The organism is Aeromonas rivipollensis, from assembly GCF_010974825.1.
GTDB lineage: Bacteria > Pseudomonadota > Gammaproteobacteria > Enterobacterales > Aeromonadaceae > Aeromonas > Aeromonas rivipollensis.
In genome coordinates this window covers 40,166-61,365 of sequence record NZ_JAAILA010000019.1, presented here as the reverse complement: position 1 = coordinate 61,365, position 21,200 = coordinate 40,166, and the positions used below count along the sequence as shown (strand labels likewise).

19 protein-coding genes are annotated in these 21,200 nt (G+C 64.5%); 16 read left to right on the top strand and 3 right to left on the bottom strand.

The window, feature by feature from the left end:
* The first annotated feature begins 76 nt into the window (after positions 1–76).
* A complete protein-coding gene (locus G4923_RS13115; RefSeq protein ID WP_163137328.1) occupies positions 77–952 on the top strand; it encodes a 6-pyruvoyl trahydropterin synthase family protein in 876 nt (291 codons plus the stop codon).
* A gap of 86 nt (positions 953–1,038) precedes the next feature.
* On the opposite strand, the gene G4923_RS13110 is transcribed toward G4923_RS13115, so the two are convergent.
* Positions 1,039–3,051 (bottom strand): methyl-accepting chemotaxis protein, encoded by a 2,013-nt coding sequence (locus G4923_RS13110; RefSeq protein ID WP_163137327.1) that lies wholly within the window; start codon positions 3,049–3,051, stop codon positions 1,039–1,041.
* A 258-nt stretch (positions 3,052–3,309) separates the two neighbouring features.
* On the opposite strand from G4923_RS13110, the gene hinT reads away from it, so the two are divergent.
* The 9 genes from hinT (at position 3,310) to secF (ending at position 11,447) form a co-directional block, all read left to right on the top strand.
* A complete protein-coding gene (gene hinT, locus G4923_RS13105) occupies positions 3,310–3,660 on the top strand; it encodes a purine nucleoside phosphoramidase (RefSeq protein ID WP_025326574.1) in 351 nt (116 codons plus the stop codon).
* Positions 3,660–5,081, top strand: a complete 1,422-nt coding sequence (locus G4923_RS13100) for a COG3014 family protein (protein ID WP_163137326.1) — start codon at positions 3,660–3,662, stop codon at positions 5,079–5,081. The genes hinT and G4923_RS13100 overlap by 1 nt, the downstream gene beginning before the upstream one ends.
* Before the next feature lie 67 nt (positions 5,082–5,148).
* Positions 5,149–5,547 carry a YcfL family putative periplasmic lipoprotein gene (locus tag G4923_RS13095; protein WP_163137325.1) on the top strand — a complete coding sequence of 133 codons (399 nt, stop codon included), beginning with the start codon at positions 5,149–5,151 and terminating at the stop codon, positions 5,545–5,547.
* A complete protein-coding gene (gene lpoB, locus G4923_RS13090) occupies positions 5,547–6,143 on the top strand; it encodes a penicillin-binding protein activator LpoB (protein WP_163137324.1) in 597 nt (198 codons plus the stop codon). The genes G4923_RS13095 and lpoB overlap by 1 nt, the downstream gene beginning before the upstream one ends.
* Positions 6,133–6,996, top strand: a complete 864-nt coding sequence (locus G4923_RS13085; protein ID WP_205597072.1) for a phosphotransferase — start codon at positions 6,133–6,135, stop codon at positions 6,994–6,996. The genes lpoB and G4923_RS13085 overlap by 11 nt, the downstream gene beginning before the upstream one ends.
* A gap of 51 nt (positions 6,997–7,047) precedes the next feature.
* Positions 7,048–7,908: a DUF6279 family lipoprotein gene (locus G4923_RS13080; RefSeq protein WP_106887116.1), complete on the top strand. Its 861-nt coding sequence runs from the start codon at positions 7,048–7,050 to the stop codon at positions 7,906–7,908.
* A 68-nt stretch (positions 7,909–7,976) separates the two neighbouring features.
* Entirely contained in the window at positions 7,977–8,474 is a 498-nt protein-coding gene (locus G4923_RS13075; protein WP_163137322.1) for a hypothetical protein, read from the top strand.
* A 146-nt stretch (positions 8,475–8,620) separates the two neighbouring features.
* The gene (gene secD / locus G4923_RS13070) at positions 8,621–10,423 is read left to right on the top strand and encodes a protein translocase subunit SecD (protein ID WP_163137321.1); all 1,803 of its coding nucleotides are present in this window, start codon (positions 8,621–8,623) and stop codon (positions 10,421–10,423) included.
* Positions 10,424–10,532: 109 nt separating this feature from the next.
* Complete coding sequence (secF, locus tag G4923_RS13065) at positions 10,533–11,447, top strand: protein translocase subunit SecF (protein WP_205597071.1); 915 nt, start codon at positions 10,533–10,535, stop codon at positions 11,445–11,447.
* 66 nt (positions 11,448–11,513) lie between these two features.
* Here secF and G4923_RS13060 read toward each other — a convergent pair whose 3' ends face one another.
* Complete coding sequence (locus G4923_RS13060) at positions 11,514–12,116, bottom strand: DUF924 family protein (protein WP_163137320.1); 603 nt, start codon at positions 12,114–12,116, stop codon at positions 11,514–11,516.
* 270 nt (positions 12,117–12,386) lie between these two features.
* Between G4923_RS13060 and G4923_RS13055 the strand changes: the two genes are divergently transcribed.
* The 5 genes from G4923_RS13055 to G4923_RS13035 all read left to right on the top strand — a co-directional run bounded on the left by G4923_RS13055 (position 12,387) and on the right by G4923_RS13035 (position 19,304).
* Positions 12,387–13,301: a DUF808 domain-containing protein gene (locus G4923_RS13055; RefSeq protein ID WP_106887111.1), complete on the top strand. Its 915-nt coding sequence runs from the start codon at positions 12,387–12,389 to the stop codon at positions 13,299–13,301.
* 173 nt (positions 13,302–13,474) lie between these two features.
* Entirely contained in the window at positions 13,475–15,253 is a 1,779-nt protein-coding gene (locus G4923_RS13050) for a M3 family oligoendopeptidase (RefSeq protein ID WP_163137319.1), read from the top strand.
* A gap of 114 nt (positions 15,254–15,367) precedes the next feature.
* Entirely contained in the window at positions 15,368–17,188 is a 1,821-nt protein-coding gene (locus tag G4923_RS13045; RefSeq protein ID WP_163137318.1) for a M3 family oligoendopeptidase, read from the top strand.
* A gap of 209 nt (positions 17,189–17,397) precedes the next feature.
* Positions 17,398–17,937 carry an alpha/beta hydrolase YcfP gene (ycfP, locus tag G4923_RS13040; protein WP_163137317.1) on the top strand — a complete coding sequence of 180 codons (540 nt, stop codon included), beginning with the start codon at positions 17,398–17,400 and terminating at the stop codon, positions 17,935–17,937.
* A 74-nt stretch (positions 17,938–18,011) separates the two neighbouring features.
* The gene (locus G4923_RS13035) at positions 18,012–19,304 is read left to right on the top strand and encodes an NAD(P)/FAD-dependent oxidoreductase (protein ID WP_139744328.1); all 1,293 of its coding nucleotides are present in this window, start codon (positions 18,012–18,014) and stop codon (positions 19,302–19,304) included.
* Between the two features lie 84 nt (positions 19,305–19,388).
* Here the strand turns inward: G4923_RS13035 and G4923_RS13030 are convergent, their stop codons facing one another.
* Complete coding sequence (locus G4923_RS13030) at positions 19,389–20,579, bottom strand: OmpP1/FadL family transporter (protein WP_163137333.1); 1,191 nt, start codon at positions 20,577–20,579, stop codon at positions 19,389–19,391.
* A gap of 253 nt (positions 20,580–20,832) precedes the next feature.
* Between G4923_RS13030 and G4923_RS13025 the strand changes: the two genes are divergently transcribed.
* Complete coding sequence (locus tag G4923_RS13025) at positions 20,833–21,150, top strand: heavy metal-binding domain-containing protein (RefSeq protein WP_163137316.1); 318 nt, start codon at positions 20,833–20,835, stop codon at positions 21,148–21,150.
* Positions 21,151–21,200 lie beyond the last annotated feature (50 nt).

Below are 21,200 nucleotides of genomic sequence, written 5' to 3'. Positions count from 1 at the left end.
AATCAGTCATTCCTTTGCCGATAATCCGGGGTCATAATATCGCAAACTGCACTTTCTCTGTAGCAAGGCCTGAGTGATGAAGTTATTTGTTAGAGATTTGACTGTGATCGATTCCAGCTATCTGTGCGAGCGTCGCGGCATGGTGGGGGAGAGTTGGCTGGTGGACATCGAGATGAGCGGCGAGCTCAACGAGATGAGCATGCTGCTGGATTTTGGCCGGGTGAAGAAGCTTATCAAGTCGATCATCGATGAAGAGGTGGATCACAAGCTGCTGGTACCGACCGAGAGCGCCCTGGTGCACATCCACCCCCTGGACGACGACGAGTGCACCGTGGATCTGCTGCGCCCGGGTCGCTCCATCCACCTGCGCTGCCCGGCCCAGGCGTTTGCCTTCATCCCCGCCCCCCAGGTGGACAAGGAGTCGGTGACCCGCTATCTGCTGGCGGTGCTGGCCAAGCGCCTGCCTGACAACATCAAGGATCTCTCCCTGACCCTGCGTCAGGAGAAGATCGAGGGCGCCTTCTACCACTACAGCCATGGCCTGAAGAAGCATGACGGCAACTGCCAGCGCATCGCCCACGGCCATCGCTCTCCGGTCGAGATAGAGGTGGACGGGGCGCGCAACGAGGAGCTGGAGCTGAACTGGGCCGAGCGCTGGGCCGACATCTATCTCGGCACCCTGGAGGACAAGGTGGCCCTCTCCGAGCTGGCGTTGAGCGAGCTGGCCAAGGCCGAGCTGGGGGAGCATCACCTCGGCTTCAAGTACACAGCGCCCCAGGGGCTGTTCCAGCTCGCCATGCCGGCCGCCGAGGTGGAGATGATCGACACCGACACCACCATAGAGCTGCTGGCCCACTATATTGCCCGCGAAGTGAAAAAGCAGGTGGGGGACAAGTTCGTCAAGATTGTCGCCTATGAAGGGGTCGGCAAGGGCGCCATCGCCTACGCCTGATCCCCAGGCGCAAGCCGCAATAAAAACGAGGCCCCGCATCTGCGGGGCCTCGTCGTTTCAGGGCAATGGAAGAACAGACGGCCTCATCAGGCGCTGAGCCGGAAGCGCTGCACCAGCCCCTCCTGCTGCTCGGCCAGGCTGTCGAGCTGCTGGCTGGTCTCGGCGACCCGCTCTATGCCCTGATAGTTGAGATCCGAGATGTCCGAGATGCGGTTGAGGTTGGTGGCGATGTCGGCGCTGGTGGCCTGCTGCTGCTCGGCGGCGGAGGCTATCTGGCTCGACATGTCGCTGATGAGCACCACTATGCCCTGCACCTCCTCCATGGCGTTGTTGGCCTGGGAGCTCTGATCCACGCAGCTGTCCATCTCGCGGGAGCACTCCTGCATCACGTTGACCGCCCGGGCGACCCCCTGCTGCAGGTTCTCGATCATGGTCTGGATCTCGCTGGTGGACTGGGCGGTGCGACCGGCCAGGTTGCGCACCTCGTCCGCCACCACCGCAAAGCCACGGCCCTGCTCGCCGGCCCGGGCCGCTTCTATGGCGGCGTTGAGGGCCAGCAGGTTGGTCTGCTCGGCGATGCCGCGGATGACGTCGAGGATATTGCCAATCTGGCCGCTCATGGCGCTCACGTCACCGATCACCTTGCCGGTCTGCTGCAGCTTGCCCGCCAGCTGATGGGTGGTGGTGATGTTGCCGGCCATCACCTTGCGGCCCATCTCGGAGGCCTTCTCCACGTCCTGCACCCGCTCCAGGGTCTGGTTGGCGGCCTGGGCCACCTCCCGCACCGAGGCTTCCATCTGGGTCATGGCGGCGGCGACCGAGGCGGTCTCCTGACGCTGCTTCTCCAGATCCGCGCGCACCGATTCGGTGGTGTGGCGGTTGTCGTGGGCGGCGCTGTTGAGCTGGGTCGAGGCCTGGGAGAGCTGCCTGAGCACGTCTCCCATCTGCTGGATCAGCAGGTTGATCTGGCTGCCGAGCTGGCCGAACTCGTTCTGGCTCTTGAAGCCGACCCGCTGGGTCATGTCACCCTGGGTCACCTCGGTCAGTACCCGCAGCAGCTCTTTCAGGGGGCGGCGTATGGCCTTGCCGAGGGTAAAGGCCACCAGTATGGCGACGAAGATGGCGATGACTATGCTGATCCCCTGGGTCAGGGTGCTCTGGGTCTGCACCCGATCGGAGGCCTTGATGCTGGCGTTCATCAGCTGCTGGCTCTGGGCGGTGATCCCCTCCAGCTTGTTCTGGATGCTGACGATGAGCTGGCTCGCCTGCTTGCTCTGCTCGCGCATGGTCTGCTGCTGCTTCATCAGCGCCAGGTACTGGGCGAGCACCCCTTCAGTGGCGGTGGTGTCGCGCACGAAGCCATGGACGTAGTGGCCCATGTTGTTGTCGAACTCCTTGAGCTCCCCTTGCAGATCCTTGATGGTGCTGTTGAAGCCCTCGATCTGCATCTTGTTGCGCTTGAGCGCCGCTTCTATGGGGGCGGGGATGCTCTGGTTGAGGGCATCCATGGTGGAGAGCTCGATGGCGGAGAGCTTGGTGGTCAGGGTCTCGGAGAGCATCTTGATGAAGCTGTCGTCGACGGTGACCATCATGTCGCCGAGGTTCTTCTTGAACTGGGGCAGGCTGACCTGGAACTGGCCCTTGGCCTGGTTGACCTTGTGCAGCCGGGTGAGCAGGGCTTCGTGCTCGGTGGGCAGGGTCTGGGTCAGCTGCAGGTAGTCAGCCACCAGCTTGCCGAGGGCCGTCATCTCCCCCTGCAATTCGGGGTGCGTCGCCACCTGCTGCCTGAGGGTCGTCAGCATCTTGTCGACCTGACCCTTGGCCTGCTGCAGCTCGGCCACTTCCGCCGGCAGTTGCTTGGGATCCTGCTCGGTCAGCACGTCGGTGAGCCACTTGTTGGCGCTGAGCAGGCTTATCTGGGTCTGGCTGCTGGCGATCACCAGCGGCATGGACTCTTGTGTTACCTGGTCCAGGGCATCGTTGAGTTCGCTCTGGCCGCGAAAGGTCAGTACCGCGCTGGCGACCATGACGGCGACCAGGATGGCAAAGCCCAGATAGACTCTCTGTAAGATCGAGAGGTCTGACATTGTTTGTTTCATTATTGTCCCGCTGTCTATGCAAAAGTCCCTTGCCTGAGTACCCCGTCCCTTTGGTACCCTGCATGCCCCCACGGGGAATGCCGCTGGGGTACTCGGGACGTCATCCTCACTATCGGTATTCTTCACAATAACTGAAGTGATTGGGACAACGGCTGTGTCAAATGTCGGCTTGTGTCACACTTGGCGGGCTGTGGCGACATTTTTGGGAGTCGCTTGAGTTTTGCATTGAATTTTCTTTTTCATATAAAGGAGTTACCCATGGCGCAAGAAACCATTTTCAGCAAAATCATCCGCAAGGAGATCCCCGCCGACATCCTTTATCAAGACGATCTGGTGACCGCGTTTCGGGACATCCAACCCAAGGCCAAGACTCACATACTGATAGTACCGAACGTGCTCATTCCCACTGTCAACGACGTGGAAGCGGATCACGAGCTGGCCCTCGGCCGCATGTTCACCGTGGCCCGCAAGCTGGCGGCAGATGCCGGGATCGCCGAGGACGGCTACCGCCTCATCATGAACTGCAACCGCCACGGCGGGCAGGAGGTCTACCACATCCACCTGCACCTGGTGGGTGGCCAGCCGCTGGGACCTCTGCTCAGCCTGTGATGCGTCCCGCCTCATTGACCGGCCTGCTGTTGGCCGGTCTGCTGCTGGGAGGCTGCGCCTCCCGCTGGCAAGATCTCTTCGTCTCCTATTCCGATCAGATGGTGCCCCTTCGCAACCAGCTGCTGCTGGGTCATGCCGCCGAGGCGCTGCCGAAGGTGCGCGAATCGACCCCGGGGGACGACACCTATGTGCTGGATCAGCTTGAGAAAGGGCGCATCGCCTGGCTGGCGGGTCAGGACGGCGTCAGCAAGCAGGGCTTTGCCGCCGCCGACAGCCGGCTCGCCTGGGAAGACAATCAGGCCCGGTACCGCCTGAGCCAGGGGCTGGCTCAGGCGGGCAGCCTGCTCACCAACGATCAGACCATGGCCTACCGGGCGCCTGACTACGAGCGCACCATGCTGCACCACTATCTGGCGCTGAACTACCTGCAACGGGGGGATGCCGAAGGGGCCCTGGTGGAGGTGCGCCGCGCCAACCAGGTGCAGGAGCGGGCGCTCAAGGCGCGGGCCGACGAGGTGCGCAAGGCGAAGGAAAAGAGCGAAGAATCAGAGGCAGATGGGGAGATGCGCCAGCTGATGTCGCGCGGGGCACCCGAGCTCGATCGCCTGATAGGCCAGGTGAAAAACGGTTTCCAGAACGCCTACACCTTCTATTTCTCCGGCGTGCTCTATGAGGCGGTCGGGGATCTAAACGACGCCTGGGTGGACTATCAGCGGGGCTACCAGATAGCGCCGGACAACCAGAGCCTGCAGGATGCCCTGCTGCGCCTGGCGCGGCTTCGCGGCTCCGCGGACGAGCTCAAGGAGACCGAGAAGAAGGTGGGCCGCAAGGCGCCGCCACCGGCCAAGGATCAGGGCCAGCTGGTGGTGCTGTTTGAAGATGGCCTGATCCCGGCGCGGCGGGAGATCTTCCTGCCGCTGCCCATCTCCACCTCCAGCGGCGATTTTCGTACCTTTACCGTGGCGGTACCCTATTACGACAACAGGGCCAGCGACACAGGCCCGCTGATGGTGTCGGTGGGCAAACAGGCCGGGCGGACCAGCTCGCTGGTGCGACTCGAATCGCTGGCGGCCAAGGATCTGCAGGAGCGGCTGCCGGGCATGCTGACCCGTCAGGCCCTGCGGCTGGTGGCCAAGGAGCAGTTGCGCCGCAGCGCCGCCAAGGAGGGGGGCGATGTGGGCAATATCCTGGTGGGCATCTTCAATACCCTCTCTGAGCGGGCCGATACCCGCAGCTGGCTGACCCTGCCCGCCGAGGCATCGAGCTGGCAGGGAATGGTCCCGGCCGGGGAGGTGCAACTCCAGCTGGGGGCGGGCAGCGCCATGCGCACACTCCCCCTCACAGTGCATGCCGGGCGCACCACCCTAGTCTGGGTGCAGCGCCTCGGCGCGGGCCTGAGCAGCCGGGTGATGCCCCTATGAGTGCCCCTTTGGGCAAGGATCACAGACTGACCGGTTCGGCCTCTCGGCCACCGGCAAGGAGAACAAGATGAAAGCACATGGCTTGGCCCTCGGGCTGGCACTGCTGCTGGCGGGGTGCGCCACCAATACCTCCGGCGTGGCGCTCTATGGCGCGGCCGGGGCGGCAGCGGTGGCGGAGCAGCACCAGAACGTCAACGTCACCCTGACCGAACTCAGCCGCCGCCAGCAAAACGGCCTGCTGCAGGTCAACGTGGCCGCCGCCAGCACCCAGCGCGGCGACAACAAGTTGCAATACCTGTTCTATTGGTATGATGAGGCCGGGCAGGAGGTGGCCAGCGATGGCCGCGGCTGGACCCCCATCAAGCTGCACGGCTACCAGACCCGCACCCTGTCCGCCCTGGCGCCGAGTCCGGCAGCCCGGGGCTACCGGATTTACGTACGCGAAGTGATTGAGGAATCGAACTGATGAGAATGAACCATGCCCTGCTGATCCTGACCTCGGCCCTGCTGCTCGGCGGCTGCTCCAGCACCACAGTCAGCTATGGCGATCCCACCGAGACAGAGACGGTGACGGTGGATTACGGCTCCTCCGACTTGCAGGCCATCGCCGACAAGATGGCGGACTCCATGCTCGCCTCACCGGCGACCAGCGAAATCACCGCAGGGGGCCGTCCCGTGATGTTCATGGACTCCATCCGCAACAAGACCTCGGAGCACATCGACACCGAGGCCATCACGGACACCATCCGTACCAAGCTGCTGCGCGCCGGCAAGTTCCGCTTCGTCGACATGAGCAAGGTGAGCGCGGTCAAGCAGCAGCTCGAGTACCAGCAGAGCAGCGGCATGGTGGATCCCGCCTCCATGGTGCGCCTGGGCAAGCAGACCGGCGCCCGCTACATGGTCTATGGCAACCTGGTCAGCATCGTCAAGGACAATGGCAAGGTGAAGGACGTCTACTACCAGATGACCATGAACCTGATGGATCTGGAGAATGGCGAGCTGCTGTGGGCCGATCAGAAAGAGATCCGCAAGCAGGCGAAGACCTCCACCTTTGGCTGGTGAGGCGACCCGGCAGCAGGGGGATCTGGCGGAGCTGAGCCTGCTGGCCAGCCTGCCGGCCCCCTGGCACCAGGGGCGCCTTGAGCCACTGGCGAGCGGCCTGACCAACGGCAACTACCGGCTGCGTCTGCCCTCGGGGCAGAGCGGCTTCCTGCGGCGCGGCCACCCGGATCCGGTCCGGCTCGGCATAGACCGCGCCACCGAGTGGCAGCTCTATCTGGGGGCCGTGGGGCAGGGGCTGGCCTTGCCCTGTCATCACGGCGATCCCGCCAGCGGCCTGATGCTGCTGGCGTGGTGCGACGAGCCGAACTGGGCCGAGCAGGCGCCGCCCCTGGCGACCCAAGCCCCCTTGCTGGCCGAGGTGCTGAGACGGCTGCACCGACTGGCGCTGCCCGCCGTGGTGATGGCGGTGCGGGCCCACAGCGCCGGCTATCGGCAGCGCCTGGCCCAGGTGCCCCCCTGGTTGCCGGCGCTGGAGCGGGCCCTGCTCGCGAGCCACGAGCCGGACGATTGCTGGCTCCCTTGCCATCATGATCTCAATCCGGCTAACTTGTTGGGCCACAGGCCCTGGGTCATCGACTGGGAGTATGGCGCCGCCGGTCATCCCGGCTTCGAGCTGGCCAGCATACAGCGCACCCATGGCTGGAGCGAAGAGCTGCGGTGCCAGTTGGAGAGCTGCTATCTTGAAGGCAGGGGAGGCGCTCATAAGCTGCTCAATGGCAAGGGATTCCAGGCCGATGCCTTCCTGCCCTGGGTCGATTACATCGGCCTGCTGTGGGCGCTGCTGATGGCGGAGCAGCAACCCGGGCCCGACTATCAGGCCCTCATCGACATGAACCGCCAGCGCCTGGAATGAGATAGGCCAGAGGCCAGCGCGACGCTTATTTTCTACGACTTGGAGGCATGCATGGTGACCAGATTCTCATGGCGTCAACCCCGCAGCTGGAGCCTGCTGCTGCTCTGCCTGCTGCTGACCGGCTGCGCGACCCGGGTGATCTACTACTGGCTCGATTCGGCCATCGTCTGGCAACTGGACGACTACTTCTCCCTGGATCGCAGCCAGAAGACCCTGCTGGACAAGGAGGTGAAGGGGCTGATGGCCTGGCATCGCCAACACGAGCTGCCCATCTATGCCCGGGATCTCGATGCCCTGGCGAGGGCGGTGGCCAGCCCCATGACCCCGGCCCAGGTCACCCTGCACCTGGACCGCACCCAGGCCAGCCTGACCCGCACCCTGGAGAACGCCATTCCCCGCACCGTGCGTCTCGCCAGCACCCTGACCGATGCCCAGGTGGCGCGCTTCATGACCGATAGAGTGAAACGCCAGCAGGAGCGCAAGCATGATTTCGCCACCGAGCCCAAGGCGCAGATGCTCAAGGAGTTCAGGGAGAAGATGAGCGAACGGCTGGTGTTCTGGATTGGCAAGGTGAAGCCGGCCCAGGAGCCGCTCATTGCCCAGTGGGCCGAGTGGCAATACGAGATGATGCCCCCCTGGCTCGAGTTCCAGGAGGCCTGGACCAAGGAGCTGGAGCGGTTGATGAAGCAGCGCCAGGACCCGGACTTTGGCAAGGAGCTGACTCGCCTGCTGCAACAGGGGGACGGCCTGATGGATGGCCGCTTCACCGGGTACACCGACCAGTCACGCCAGCGCACCATACAGTGGCTCAGCGCCCTCAGCCAGTCGATGGATCTCTCCCAGCGCGCCCACCTCTACACCCTGCTCAAGGACTATGCCGAGGACTTCGAGGCCATGACCCGCAGCCGCTGATGGCCGCGATCCGCACCGCAAGGGCGGCAGGGGTCATGGCCCGCCGCCCTTGTCCTTGTGGGGGGGCTATGGTAGTTTGCCCTTTCTATTATTCGGGAATTAACTTTTTGAGCCTGCTGGACAAAGTGAAACTGGCGGCGATGACCCTGCTCATCGCGCTCACTCTGCTGCTCTCTACCGTTTCGGTGGAGGGGCTCAAGGTACCCGCTTCCCAGCACGCCGCCCAGCTGATGGGGGAGGCCGCGGATCCCGCCGACGGCGCCCACATGAGCCACGGCGCCAGCGACAGCGACGACGGTGTCGTCAAGTTTGTCGGCTCCCACCAGAGCCACCTGCTGCGCCTCGAGCACTCCCTGAGCCGGGATCATCAACCCGGCAGCGTGGTCTACGAGCTGGTCATGAGCTGGGCCCAGCAGGCCATACTGCTGCTGCTGTGCGGTCTGCTGCTCTACGCCGCCCTCTTCTACCCGAGGACGAGCTTTCGCGATCACTTCGCCAGTATCCACCGGCGCCGCCTGCAGCGCCGGCACCTGCAATACCGCTTCTCCCAGAGCTTCCTCGCCTGACCCCGATGGGGTCAGTCTGCCTGCTGTTGCCTCATCTTCTCTCTGTTGCTGTTCACTTTTAGTGAACGGCTAGGCTGTCTTGTTTCATTTTTTTGCACGGTGCGACCCGGCGTCGCCCTTGCCATCGCCTGACAGAGGCCGATTTCATGAGAAAAAAGAGTCATACCATGCTGAACCGCATGAGCCCGTGGCAGTACGCCCTGCTGCTGCTGATGCTGGTCACCTTCACCTTCTATTCCCTGCCCACCTTCTTCGGTGAGCAGCCCTCCCTGGGCCTCCATGGCCAGACCCGCCTGAGCGGGGCGCAGCAGCGCCTGCTACAGGAGCACCAGATAGCGCCCCAGAAGCAGATCGAGCAGAAGGAGCGGATCGAGCTGGTGTTCGCCACCCAGGCCGAGCAGCAGCGGGCCAAGCAGTTGCTGGAGCAGCAGGGGGTGGACAGCGCGGCCCTCACCCTGGAGTTTCACTCCAATGCCCCGACCTGGATAAGCCAGCTCGGCGCCGATCCCATCAAGCTCGGGCTGGACTTGCGCGGCGGCTCCCAGCTGCTGATCGGGGTCGATGTGGACTTTGTCATCGACAACCAGACCAAGAACCTGGTGGATACCCTGCGCACCCGCTTCCGTGAGGCCAACCTGCGCGGCGCCAGCGTGATGCGCACCGCCCAGGGGGCCCTGGCCGTCACCCTGCCGGACGTCGACGGGCAGGAGGGCTGGCTCACTATCATCAAGGAGAGCGCCGGCACCCGTCAGGATCAGTGGAAGCTCTCCCGCTCCGGCAATGAGCTCAAGCTGGTGCTGAGCGAGTCTGAGCGCACCCTGCTGGTGAACAACGCCGTGACCCAGAACCTGTCGATCCTCAAGAAACGGATCAACGAGCTCGGCATCGTCGAGGCCTCGGTCCAGCGTCAGGGTCAGGACGGCATCCGCATCGAGCTGCCCGGGGTGCACAATCCCAAGCAGGCGAAAGAGGTGATAGGCGCCACCGCGTCCCTGGCCTTCTACGAGGCCAAGGCCGACAGCCGCTTCTTCATGGCGGATCGCAACGGCCAGGCGGTCGGTCTGGCCCGCAAGCCGGTGCTGAGCGGCGAGCACATCGTCGATGCCCGCGCCAACATGGGGGAGATGGGTCAGCCCCAGGTCAACATAGTGCTCGACACCCTGGGTGGCAGCAAGATGAACCAGTTCAGCCGCCAGCACGTGGGCAAGCCCATGGCCACCGTCTTCACCGAGTACAAGACCAACGCCGAGGGCAAGCTTCGGGCCAGAAGCGAGGTGATCAACGTCGCCACCATACAGACCGCCCTTGGCAACCAGTTCCGCATCACAGGGATTGGCAGCCTGCCGGAGGCCCAGGAGCTCGCCATGCTGCTGCGGGCCGGCGCCCTCACCGCGCCGCTCAAGATCCTGGAGGAGCGCTCAATCGGCCCGACCCTGGGGCTGCAGAACATAGAGGCGGGCTTCACCGCCCTGGCGTTCGGCATGGCGGGCATGATGCTGTTCATGATGGCCTGGTATCGCAAGTTCGGCTGGGTCGCCATCACGGCGCTCATCGGCAACCTGCTGATGCAGGTGGGGATGCTGGCGGTGCTGCCCGGCGCCGTGCTGACCCTGCCCGGGATCGCCGGCCTGGTGCTGACGGTGGGCATGGCGGTGGATACCCATGTGCTCATCTTCGAGCGGATTAAGGACAGGCTGCGGGAGGGGGGCTCGTTGGCCAACGCCATCGACTTTGGCTATCGCTCGGCGTTTCGCACCATCTTCGATGCCAACATCACCACCCTCATCTGCGCCGTGGTGCTCTATGCCATCGGCTCAGGGCCGCTGCAGGGCTTCTCCATCACCCTGATCCTGGGGCTCATCTCCAGCATGGTGACCGGCATCTGGGGCACCCGCGCCATCATCAACCCCCTGTGGGGCAACAGCCGCGCCAAGCTGCTGAGGGTATGACCATGACTGACACCCATTGCCTGCGTCATAGCACCGCGCGTCCGAGCGAGCTTCGCGCCACTTGCTTCCGGTTGGGAAGCCCAAGCCATCTGCTGTCGAGGGAAGAAGAATGCTGAGAATGATCATTGCCATGGGCCTGACCCGCTGGCGTTATATCGGGATGTGGGCCTCGGTGCTGCTGACGGTGGCGAGCATAGCCGTGCTCGCCATCAACGGGCTCTCCCTTGGGCTCGACTTCACCGGCGGCATACTGCTGGAGTTTCGCATCCAGACCCTGAAGGAGGCCCATGAACTCAACGCCCTGCTGAGCGCCCCCCTGGCCGGGGCGGTGGAGCTGCACGGCGCCGGCGTGCCCGGGGAGTGGCTCATCAAGCTGCCTCCCCACGAGCTGCCCTGGGCAGCGGAAGATCTGGCGATCATGCTGGGGCAGCAACTCGCCCTGCCGGTGGAGCTGCTGCGCACCACCATAGTGGGCCCCCAGGTGGGCGCCGAGCTGTTCCAGCAGGGGATGCTGGCGGTGCTGGTGGCGTCGCTGGCCATCTCCGCCTATCTCGCGGTGCGCTTCGAGTGGCGCCAGGCCATCGGCATCCTGGTCTCTGTGCTGCACGACGGTCTGGTGGCCCTGGGGCTGCTGGCGCTGTTCAATATCGAGTTCGACCTCAACGTCATCGCCGGGCTGATGGCGGTGATCGGCTACTCGCTCAACGACAGCATCGTCATCTCGGACCGGCTGCGGGACCTGCTCGGCTCGCGCACCCAGATGGGGATCCATGAGTGTTCCGATGTGGCCATCAAGGCCACCTTCAGTCGCACCATGATCACCTCGGGCACCACATTGTTCACCGTGGGGGCCCTGCTGCTGTTCGGGGGGGACGCCCTGTTCGGCTTCTCCTTCACCCTGTTCGCCGGCATCCTGGTGGGCACCATCTCCTCCATCACTGTGGCTTCCACCGTGCAGGAGCTGCTGGGGCTCTCCCCCCAGGCCTACCAGAAGAAAGAGGAGGATCTGGCCGAGGCGGCCTGATGCCTTTGCCATTCCTTGCATGCAGAACGGGCCCATCGGGCCCGTTTTTTTGTCTCTTTGGCTGGCCTAGAAGCCGGAGCCCGGTTGCTGCAAAAATTCGGCCTCCTCCGGGGTGCTGGTGCGCCCCAGGATGGCGTTGCGGTGGGGGAAGCGGCCAAAGCGCTGGATGATCACCTGATGGCGGCGGGCGAAGTCGGCGAATCCCTCGAAGGTCTCCCGGGCAGGGCCGTCCGCCTGCTCGGCCGCCAGTGCTTCGAACAGGGCCACGCTTCTGGCCTGCTGCTCCCGGGACTCCGCATGTTCCAGCGGCAGGTAGAAGAAGACCCGCGCCAGCGGGGAGAGGGCCTTGTCCGCGCCAAGGGACAGGCCCCTGAGGCAGAGATCCCGGGCCCTGGCATCCTGGGCAAAGGCCGCGGGTGAGGCGCGATGGATGTTGCGCGGCAACTGGTCCAGCAGCAGGATCAGCGCCAGCCTGCCCACCGGCACCTCGGCCCAGTGGGCGATCTCCCCCTCTGCGGCGGCCTGTGCCAGCTCGCCAAAGCGGTGCGCCAGCAGCGCGTCCGTCTCGCTGCTCTTGCCCCACCAGAGGGGGGCTTGCCGGGCGGCGCGGGGGGCGTCGCCTGAGTCGTCGCCAAACCAGAAATCGAGCAGAGGTTGCCAGGGTTGCATGGGAACTCCTTGGGCCTGGGGCCTTGAGGTGAAACAAGGCCGATTGACCCTGTCATGGGGGGCTGCCGAAAGGGCGGCTTCTCGTTACACTGTGCCATCTTTTGCCTGAAACAAGGAACCCCCTCCGATGGCCGGAACCAGTTTGTTGGCCCTGCCGGGCGAATATTGCCAGCGTGCCGGATGACCTGGCCCTGATGACCAAGGCTGTGACCAGGAAGAGCGCCGTGCTGCCTGGGGAGATGTTTCCCACTGATATAAGGAATGCCTGATATGGCCGGAACCAGTTTGTTGGCCCTGCTCGACGATATTGCAAGCGTGCTCGATGACGTGGCCCTGATGACCAAGATGGCGGCCAAGAAGACCGCCGGTGTGCTGGGGGACGATCTAGCCCTCAATGCGGAGCAGGTCTCCGGGGTACGGGCCGAGCGGGAGCTGCCTGTGGTGTGGAAGGTGGCCAAGGGCTCGTTTCGCAACAAGCTGATCCTGGTGCCCGCCGCCATCGCCATCAGCGCCCTGATCCCCTGGCTCATCACCCCCTTGCTGATGCTGGGGGGCGCCTACCTCTGCTTCGAGGGGGCCGAGAAGCTGGCCCACAAGTTCCTGCCCCACGACAGCGGTGAGGCGGCCTCGTCAGCGCAGGCGATCCCGGACGATCTGGAGGCCTTCGAGCAGCAGAAGATAAAGGGGGCCATTCGCACCGACTTCATCCTCTCAGCCGAGATCATCGTCATCGCCCTCGGCACAGTGCAGGGCTCGAGCCTGGGCCTGCAGATCGCCGTGGTGGCGGGCATAGCCCTGCTGATGACGGTGGGGGTCTACGGCCTGGTGGGGCTCATCGTCAAGCTCGACGACATAGGCCTGCACCTGTTGCAAAAACCCGATGCCGGCGTCCTGCGCCGGGCAGTGGGGCGGGGGCTGCTGGTAACGGCGCCCCGGCTGATGCACCTGCTGGCCCTGGTCGGCACCATCGCCATGTTCATGGTGGGGGGCGGCATTCTGGTCCACGGCTGGCCCTTTGCCCATCACCTCATCGAGGGGGTGGCCGCCAGTCTGGCACCCCTGGCCGGGGGCGCCGTGCTGGCCGCGGTGACGCCGACTCTGCTGAGCGCCCTGGTGGGAGTGGTGGCCGGCCTGCTGCTGGTGCTGGCCATGACCCTGGTGGGCAAGCTGACCCCCGCGAAGTAGTAGCGGCGGTCGCTCAGGAATCGTCCCCTGCCGACAGGGGGCGTCGCAGGCCGGATCTGCTGTTTGTTGACCAGAATGGGGGCTAGGCAAGGGCTGGCCCCCTTCGTACTATTTGGCGGCCACTGCCCACAGAGGCGGGGCACCCACATGGACGCAAACAGACAAGGACAGTTATGACCAACACCCTTTGGCAGGATGATCACATCTATGCCGCCCCCGATTGCCCGGCCATCGACGCCGACTTCCAGCGCGCCGCAGAGGCCCTGACCGAGATCGCCAACCTGCTGGCCAGCCTGCCAGAGACCCGGGACATCAACGCCTTGCGCCATCTGCTTAGGGCCATCCGCCGTCAGGCCAACGCCGTGAGAACACAAGCCTGGAACAGCCAGACCTTCGCCTACAACAGGCTTAGCCGCAACGGCCGCGACGAGGCCGCCCGGGTGCTGCTCTCCCGTGGCCAGCAGTTGCAGGCGAGGCTGGCCCAGCTCGTCAAGCCGGTGGCCCTGTTCTGGCTGAACGCCCCCGAGGATCAGGTGCGGGCCCTGCTGCAGGATCCCGAGCTGTTCGAGCTGGCCTACCTCATTCGCCACGATCGCCGGTTGCAGGATCAGGCCCTCTCCCTCGAGAGCGAGCAGCTGATCGAGGGGCTGGCGGTGGACGGCCTGCAAGCCTGGGGGGATCTCTACGACAGCCTGGTGGCCAGACTCAGGCCAGTGGTGGATGGGGAGCACATGGGGCTGGCCCAGGCGGACAACCTGCTCGCCCACCCGGACAGGGCGCGGCGCGCCAGCGCCTGGCACGGCATTCAGGCCGCCTGGGCCGGGGAGCAGGAGACGGTGGCCGCCATCCTCAACGCCATCAACGGCTGGCGCAACGAACTGGCGGCCCAGCGCGGCAAGGGGCGGCGGCTCGATGCGCTGGACCTCTCCTGCCACCAGGGGCACCTGGAGCGCGCCACCCTGGAGACCCTGATGACGCAGGCCGAGGCCCACAAGACGCTGGGCAGGCGGACCCTGCGGGCCATGGCCTGTGCCCAGGGGATAACGGATTTTGCCCCCTGGGATCTCTATGCCCCGGCGCCTTATGGGGCGCAGGCCAGCGTTGGTTTCGGACAGGCGCTGACCCTGGTGGCCGATGCCTTCGCCGCCTTCGATCCCGAGATGGGGGACTTCGCCCGCATGATGGCGGATCGGGGCTGGATAGATGCGGCCCCGAGCGACAACAGGCGCAGCGGCGCCTATTGCACCGAGTATGCCGACCCCGCCGAGCCCCGGGTCTTCCTCACCTTCGAGGGCACCATGGACAACGTCATCACCCTGGCCCACGAGCTCGGCCACGCCTGGCACAGCTGGCTGTTGCGGGACGCGCCACTGGCGCAGCGCGACTACCCCAAGACGCTGGCCGAGACCGCCTCGCTGTTTGCCGAGACCCTGGTGCGGGACGCCCTGCTCGCCCGTGCACAGACCCGCGAACAGCGCCTGGCCATCGCCTGGATGGACGGGGAGCGGGTCGCGAGCCTGCTGCTCGACGTTCCCTCCCGCTTCCACTTCGAGCGGGCGCTGGTGGCAGGCCGGGCCGAAGGGTATCTGGGGGCGGGCCAGCTGAGGGCCATGATGAAATCCGCGAAGCAGCAGTGGTATGGTGACAGCCTCAGCGAATATGACGAGCTGTTCTGGGCCAGCAAGGGCCACTTCTCCATCGCCGATCTCGGGTTCTATAACTACCCCTATCTGTTTGGCTACCTGTTCAGCCTGGGACTCTATGCCCAGAAGGAGCGGGTCGGTGCCGACTTCGTGCCGGCCTATCGGGCGCTGCTCGCCGACACCGGCCGCATGAGCGCCGAGAGCCTGGTGGAGAAGCACCTGGGGGTCGATATTCGCGAGCCCGCCTTCTGGCAAGAGAGCCTGCGCTCTGTGGAGGAGGCGGTCAGCCGTCTCGAGCGGCTGGTGTAGTCGCCCGTGTTTGATCCGGCTGGTGTCGCCGCCAGCCTTGGTATTCCTGTTCGTGGCCCTGGGGCCACCCCTGTTTCACGACGGGCCGAACCCGTCTCTGACAATGAGCGTTCGATGCAACAACGAGTCTACCCACAGCAGTGGCAAAATCAGCACATCTACCCCTCCCTCGACAGCAGCGTACTGGAAGCGGACATGAGCCTGGCCCGCGCCAGCCTCGCCGAGCTGGCGGTCTTTATCGACGGCCTGGGCCCGCTGCCTGATCAGGGCGCCGCCCTGCAGGATGGCTTGCGGGATGGCTTGCGGGAGGTGCGGCTGCGGGCCCGACGCATCCGCGAAATAGGCTGGAACATTGCCGTGCTGGCGGCCTGCACGGGGAGCCAGGATGCCCGGGATCCCCTGGCCAAGCAGCTGGCCTCCCGGGCCCGGGCCCTCAATGCGGACCTGTTCAAGACGCTGGCGCCCATCGAAGATCTGATGCTGGGGCTGCCCGAGGCCGAGTTCCGGCAACTGATGCAGGATCCCCTGCTCGGGGAGGAGGAGTACCGGCTGCGCCACGAGCGCCGCTTGCAGGATCAACGGCTGCCGGTGGAGGCGGAGCAGCTGGTCATCGGCCTTGGCACCGACGGCCTGCACGCCTGGGGCAACCTCTACAACGATCTGGTGGGCAAGATCCGGGTGCAGGTAGCCGGCCAGGAGCGGGGACTGGCAGAGGCGAGCAACCTGCTCTCCAGCCCGGATCGGGCGCAGCGCAAAGAGGCCTTCGACGCCATCAGCGCCGGTTGGGAGGGGGAGCAGGAGACGGTGGCCGCCATCCTCAATGCCCTCAACGGTTGGCGCCTGGAACTGGCTCGCCAGCGCGGCAGGGTGCGGACCCTGGATGCCCTGGATCTCTCCTGCCACCAGAGCCACATCGAGCGGGCGACCCTGGATACCCTGATGCGGGAGACCTGGCAGGCGCGGGGGCTGGGCCAGCGGGCCCTGGGGCTGATGGCCCGGCGGCTCGGCATAGAGGAGCTGGGGCCTGAGGATCTGTTCGCGCCGCCCCCGGCGAGCAGCCACCGCAGCATACCGTTCGAGGAGGCGATCGACATCATCGCCCTGGCCTTTGCCGGTTTCGATCCCGAGATGGGGGCGTTTGCCCGCATGATGGCCGAGCGCGGCTGGATTGACGCCGCCCCCACCCCGAACCGGCGCACCGGGGCCTACTGCACCAAGTTTGCCGATCCGGTGGAGCCGCGGGTCTTCATCACCTATGCCGGCACCATGGACAACGTCATCACCCTGGCTCACGAGCTGGGGCACGCCTGGCACAACTGGCTGATCCGGGACTTGCCCATGAGCCAGCGCAGCTACCCTATGACGCTCGCCGAGACAGCCTCCATCTTCGCCGAGACGCTAGTGCGCAGCGCCCTGTTCGAGCAGGCCCGAAGCGCCGAGGAGCGCCAGGCCATCGCCTGGGCGGAAGCCGACGGCGCCGCCACCTTCCTGGTCAACATCCCGGCCCGCTTTGACTTCGAGCAGGCCCTGGTGGCCGAGCGCGAGCAGGGTTATGTGTCCTCGGCCCGGCTCAAGGCGCTCACCGACGAGGCCTGGGGGCGCTGGTATGAAAAGAGCCTTGGCCGCTATCACCCCATGTTCTGGGCCGCCAAGGCGCACTTCTCCATCGCGGGCTTCGGTTTCTACAACTACCCCTACCTCTTTGGCTACCTGTTCAGCCTCGGGGTCTATCAGCAGCTGATGAGCCGCAAGGGGGCAGGGGAGTCGAACGTGGCCGAGGCCTATCGCGCCCTGCTGCGAGACACTGGCCGCATGAGCGCCGAGGATCTGGTCGCAAAACACCTGGGGCAGGACATCCGCGAGGCGGCCTTCTGGCAGGGGAGCCTGGCCCTGGTGGCGGCGGCGGTGGATCGTTTCGAGCAGACCCAGAGCTGAGGCCGGGCGCTGGCAGGGGCGCCGTGGATGCCTCGTCAGGGGCCTGGCGCTCCTTTTCCCCTGCCGAATGCGCCCAAAGGGGGTGAGAAAAGGATTTTCCGGCGGCGAGGGGCGTGATCCAAAGCAAGAAAGTGCGATGTTTTGGTGGCGCCTCGGCCGTTCGCTGGGGTAGTTTCGATAGAACCGACACAGTTCTTGAGGTCTTATCCATGATCATCTATCTGCATGGCTTTGATGCCACCAGCCCCGGCAATCATGAGAAAGTGCTGCAGTTGCAGTTTATCGATGATGATGTGCGCTTCGTGCACTACAGCACGGTTCACCCCCGCCACGACATGAGCCACCTGCTCAAGGAGGTGAAGAAGCAGCTCGACATGAGCACAGACCCCAAGCCCCTCATCTGCGGAGTCGGGCTCGGCGGCTACTGGAGCGAGCGGATCGGTTTTCTGTGCGGCATCAAACAGGTAGTCTTCAACCCCAACCTGCACCCGGAAGAGAACATGCAGGGCAAGATCGACAGGCCGGAAGAGTACGATGACATCGGCACCAAGTGTGTAACCGAATTTCGTAATAAAAATTCAGGAAACTGCCTGTGCATCCTTTCCGTTCAGGATGAAATCCGCGATAATCGGGACACTGAACGTGAATTGAAGAACTATTACGACATCGTATGGGATGAGCGCGAGACCCATAAGTTCAAGAACATCTCGCACCATCTGCAACGGATGAAGGCCTTCAAAGAAGCCTGAGCCATCACGTCAACCGATTTCGTTTTAGGGAGCCAATGGCTCCCTTTCGTTTTGAGGAACCAAGGAAAATCATCATGATGAATATTGTCGTTGTAGGCGGTGGCGCCGGCGGTCTCGAGCTCGCGACCAGCCTGGGCCGCAAGCTGGGCAAGAAGAACAAGGCCAGGATCACCCTGGTGGATCGCAACCGCACCCACCTGTGGAAGCCCCTGCTGCACGAAGTGGCCACCGGCTCCATGGATGCGGGCATCGACGCCCTGAGCTACCAGTCCCACGCCAAGAACCACGGCTTCGAATTCCAGCTCGGCAGCCTGACCGACATCAAGCGCGACGAGAAACGCATAGTGCTGGCGCCTATCCACGACGAGAGCGGCGCCCTGGTGGTCAACGAGCGGGAACTGGCTTACGACGTGCTGGTGATGGCCATAGGTTCTGTGTCCAACGACTTCAACACCAAGGGCATCAAGGATCACTGCATCTTCCTGGACAGCCCCTCCCAGGCGCATCGCTTCTACAACAGCATGATGAACCGCTTCCTGCAGTTCGCCACCGAATACAAGCCCGGTGACAAGGTGAAGATCGCCATCGTGGGTGGCGGCGCCACCGGCGTCGAACTCTCCGCCGAGCTCTACAACGCGGTGGAGCAGCTCTATGCCTACGGCTTCAAGAACCTCACCACCGACAGCCTCAAGGTGACGCTGGTGGAGGCGGGCCCCCGCATCCTGCCGGCGCTGCCTGAGCGCATCAGCGGCTCCGCCCACCAGGAGCTGGTGAAGCTCGGCGTGGACGTGCGCACCGCCACCATGATCACCGAAGCCACTAGCGATGGGCTGCACACCAAGGATGGGGAGCTGATTGAAGCAGACCTCATGGTGTGGGCTGCCGGCATCAAGGCACCGGACTTCATGAAGGAGATCGCCGGCCTCGAGACCAACCGCATCAACCAGCTGGTGGTCAAAGAGACCCTGCAGACCACCCGTGACGAGAACATCTTCGTCATCGGCGACTGCGCCGCCTGCCCGCAGCCGGACGGCAAGTTCGTGCCGCCCCGCGCCCAGTCCGCCCACCAGATGGCGACCCAGGCGTTCAAGAACATCCTGGCCAAGATGAACGGCGGCGAGATGAAGCCCTACCTCTACCACGACCACGGCTCCCTGGTGTCCCTCAGCCGTTTCTCCACCGTGGGCAGCCTGATGGGCAACCTGATGCGCGGCTCCATGATGGTGGAAGGTTACATAGCCCGCATCGTCTACATCTCCCTGTACCGGATGCACCAGGTCGCCCTGCACGGCTACATCAAGACAGGCCTCATCATGCTGGTGGGCCGCATCAACCGGGTGCTGCGCCCGAGCATGAAGCTGCACTAAGCCTGTGCCTTGAGTGGCAAGCACAAGACAAACGACAAGGAGAGGCCAGGCCTCTCCTTTTTTTATGGTCCAAGAGGGGGCTGCCTAGAAGCGCTTGCCGTAGTTCACGGCGAAGAAATAGAGCGCCGGGGTGGGATAGTGACCTGAGAGGGATCTTTCATCGACGCTGGCGCTCTCCATGTGTATGTACTCAAAACCGGCCCCCAGGGTCTCCTGGGCGTTGAACGCATAGATAACTCCTGTGCCGAGGCGCAGCGCACTGCCGCTCGGCACCGTCAGGGAGGTGTGGCTCTGATCCCGATAGGCACTGCTGTCGTAGGCCACGCCGCCATTGAGGGTCCACTGCGGCGTCAGATCGTGCTGGAGCCCGACCGCCAGGTGGTAGCTGTCCTGATAGATCCCCTTCTCTGAGGAGGTGCGGTCAAAGACGGCGACCTGGTTGTCGTTGTAGCGGCTCCAGTCCTGCCAGCCCAGATTGCCCATGATGGCCCAGTCGTGGGCGAAGGCGTGAAAGGCGCTCACCATCAACTGTTGGGGGCTGTTGACCATGCCGGAGAGGGGGATGGTGGCGCTGATCCCGGGCAGATTGGGGCGCGAGAAGGTGATGTCGCGGCCTATGTCGAAGTGATAGGTCACCTCGCTGGCATAGCCCAGCCCGACGCGGCTTCCCGGGTTCCACTCATAGAGCAGCCCCAGCTTGGCATTGAGGGCCCAGTCACTGTCGTCCTGCTTCTGCTCCCCGCCACTGCCCTCCCGGGTGAGGGCGAACAGGCCGTAGTTGATGCCGACCCCGGCCCCGAGCGACCAGTGCTCGTCGACGCGGTAGGCAATGGATGGCTGCAGGGTGAGGCCGATCAGGGTGGCCTCCTCGATGAGCTGCTTGCCGGCCCAGTCGCCAAAATCCAGTCCCAGCCCGAAGTTGCCATAGAGCGCCAGGCCCGCCGACCAGCGCTCATCGAGCTGCTGGCTGTAGTAGGCGGAGGCCGCAGGGAACCAGCCGATGACGGTATCGACGTCCCCCTCGGCGGGATCGTCCAGATCGTAGGGCACATCCCCGTAGAGCAGTTGCCCGCCCAGGGTCAGGTGGCGCCCCTCCAGGTGGCTCAGGCCAGCGGGATTCACCAGCTGCACAGTGGCATCCTGGGCCCTGGCGGCCATGCCGGCGGAGGCGAGCCCGAGATCATTGGTGCCGGTTTCGTACAGATAGAGGCCGGCGCCCTCGGTGGGGGCGCTCAGCAAGGTGGCCAGTGGCAACAGCAGCAGCGTTCGTTTCATCAAGGTCCCTCTCCCATCAATCCGGAGGATCGGCCCCCTCCTGCAAGTGCCAGATGCATCTGTAAAAGGGGGAAAAGATCCGCGACACAGGCAGTATAGATGGCACTTTGGATGCTGAATCAATCACTTGTTAGCTCCGGGTGCGCAGCGTCCCCCGCTGTCCCCGGCAAGGCGGGGTTATGCTTTGGTCTTCGCCTTGCTACCATGGCGGCAACGGTGCCCAGCGCATCCTATTGAACCCACAGGAGACCTCATGATCCTCTCAACCACCCCCACCCTGGAAGGCAAGGCCATTCGTGAATACCGCGGCATAGTCGTGGGTGAAGCCATCCTGGGTGCCAACATCTTCAAGGACCTGTTCGCCGGCATCCGCGACATCATAGGTGGCCGCTCCGGCGCCTACGAAAAGGAGCTGGCCCGGGCCCGGGAGATCGCCTTCGAGGAGCTCAAGGAGCGTGCCGAGGCCCTGGGTGCCAACGCCGTGGTCGGCATCGACATCGACTACGAGGTGGTGGGCCAGAACGGCAGCATGCTGATGGTCAGCATCAGCGGCACCGCCGTGGTGATCTAGCTCGCCTTTGCCCCCTGGCCGCCTGCAGCAAGCCGACCCCAAGGTCGGCT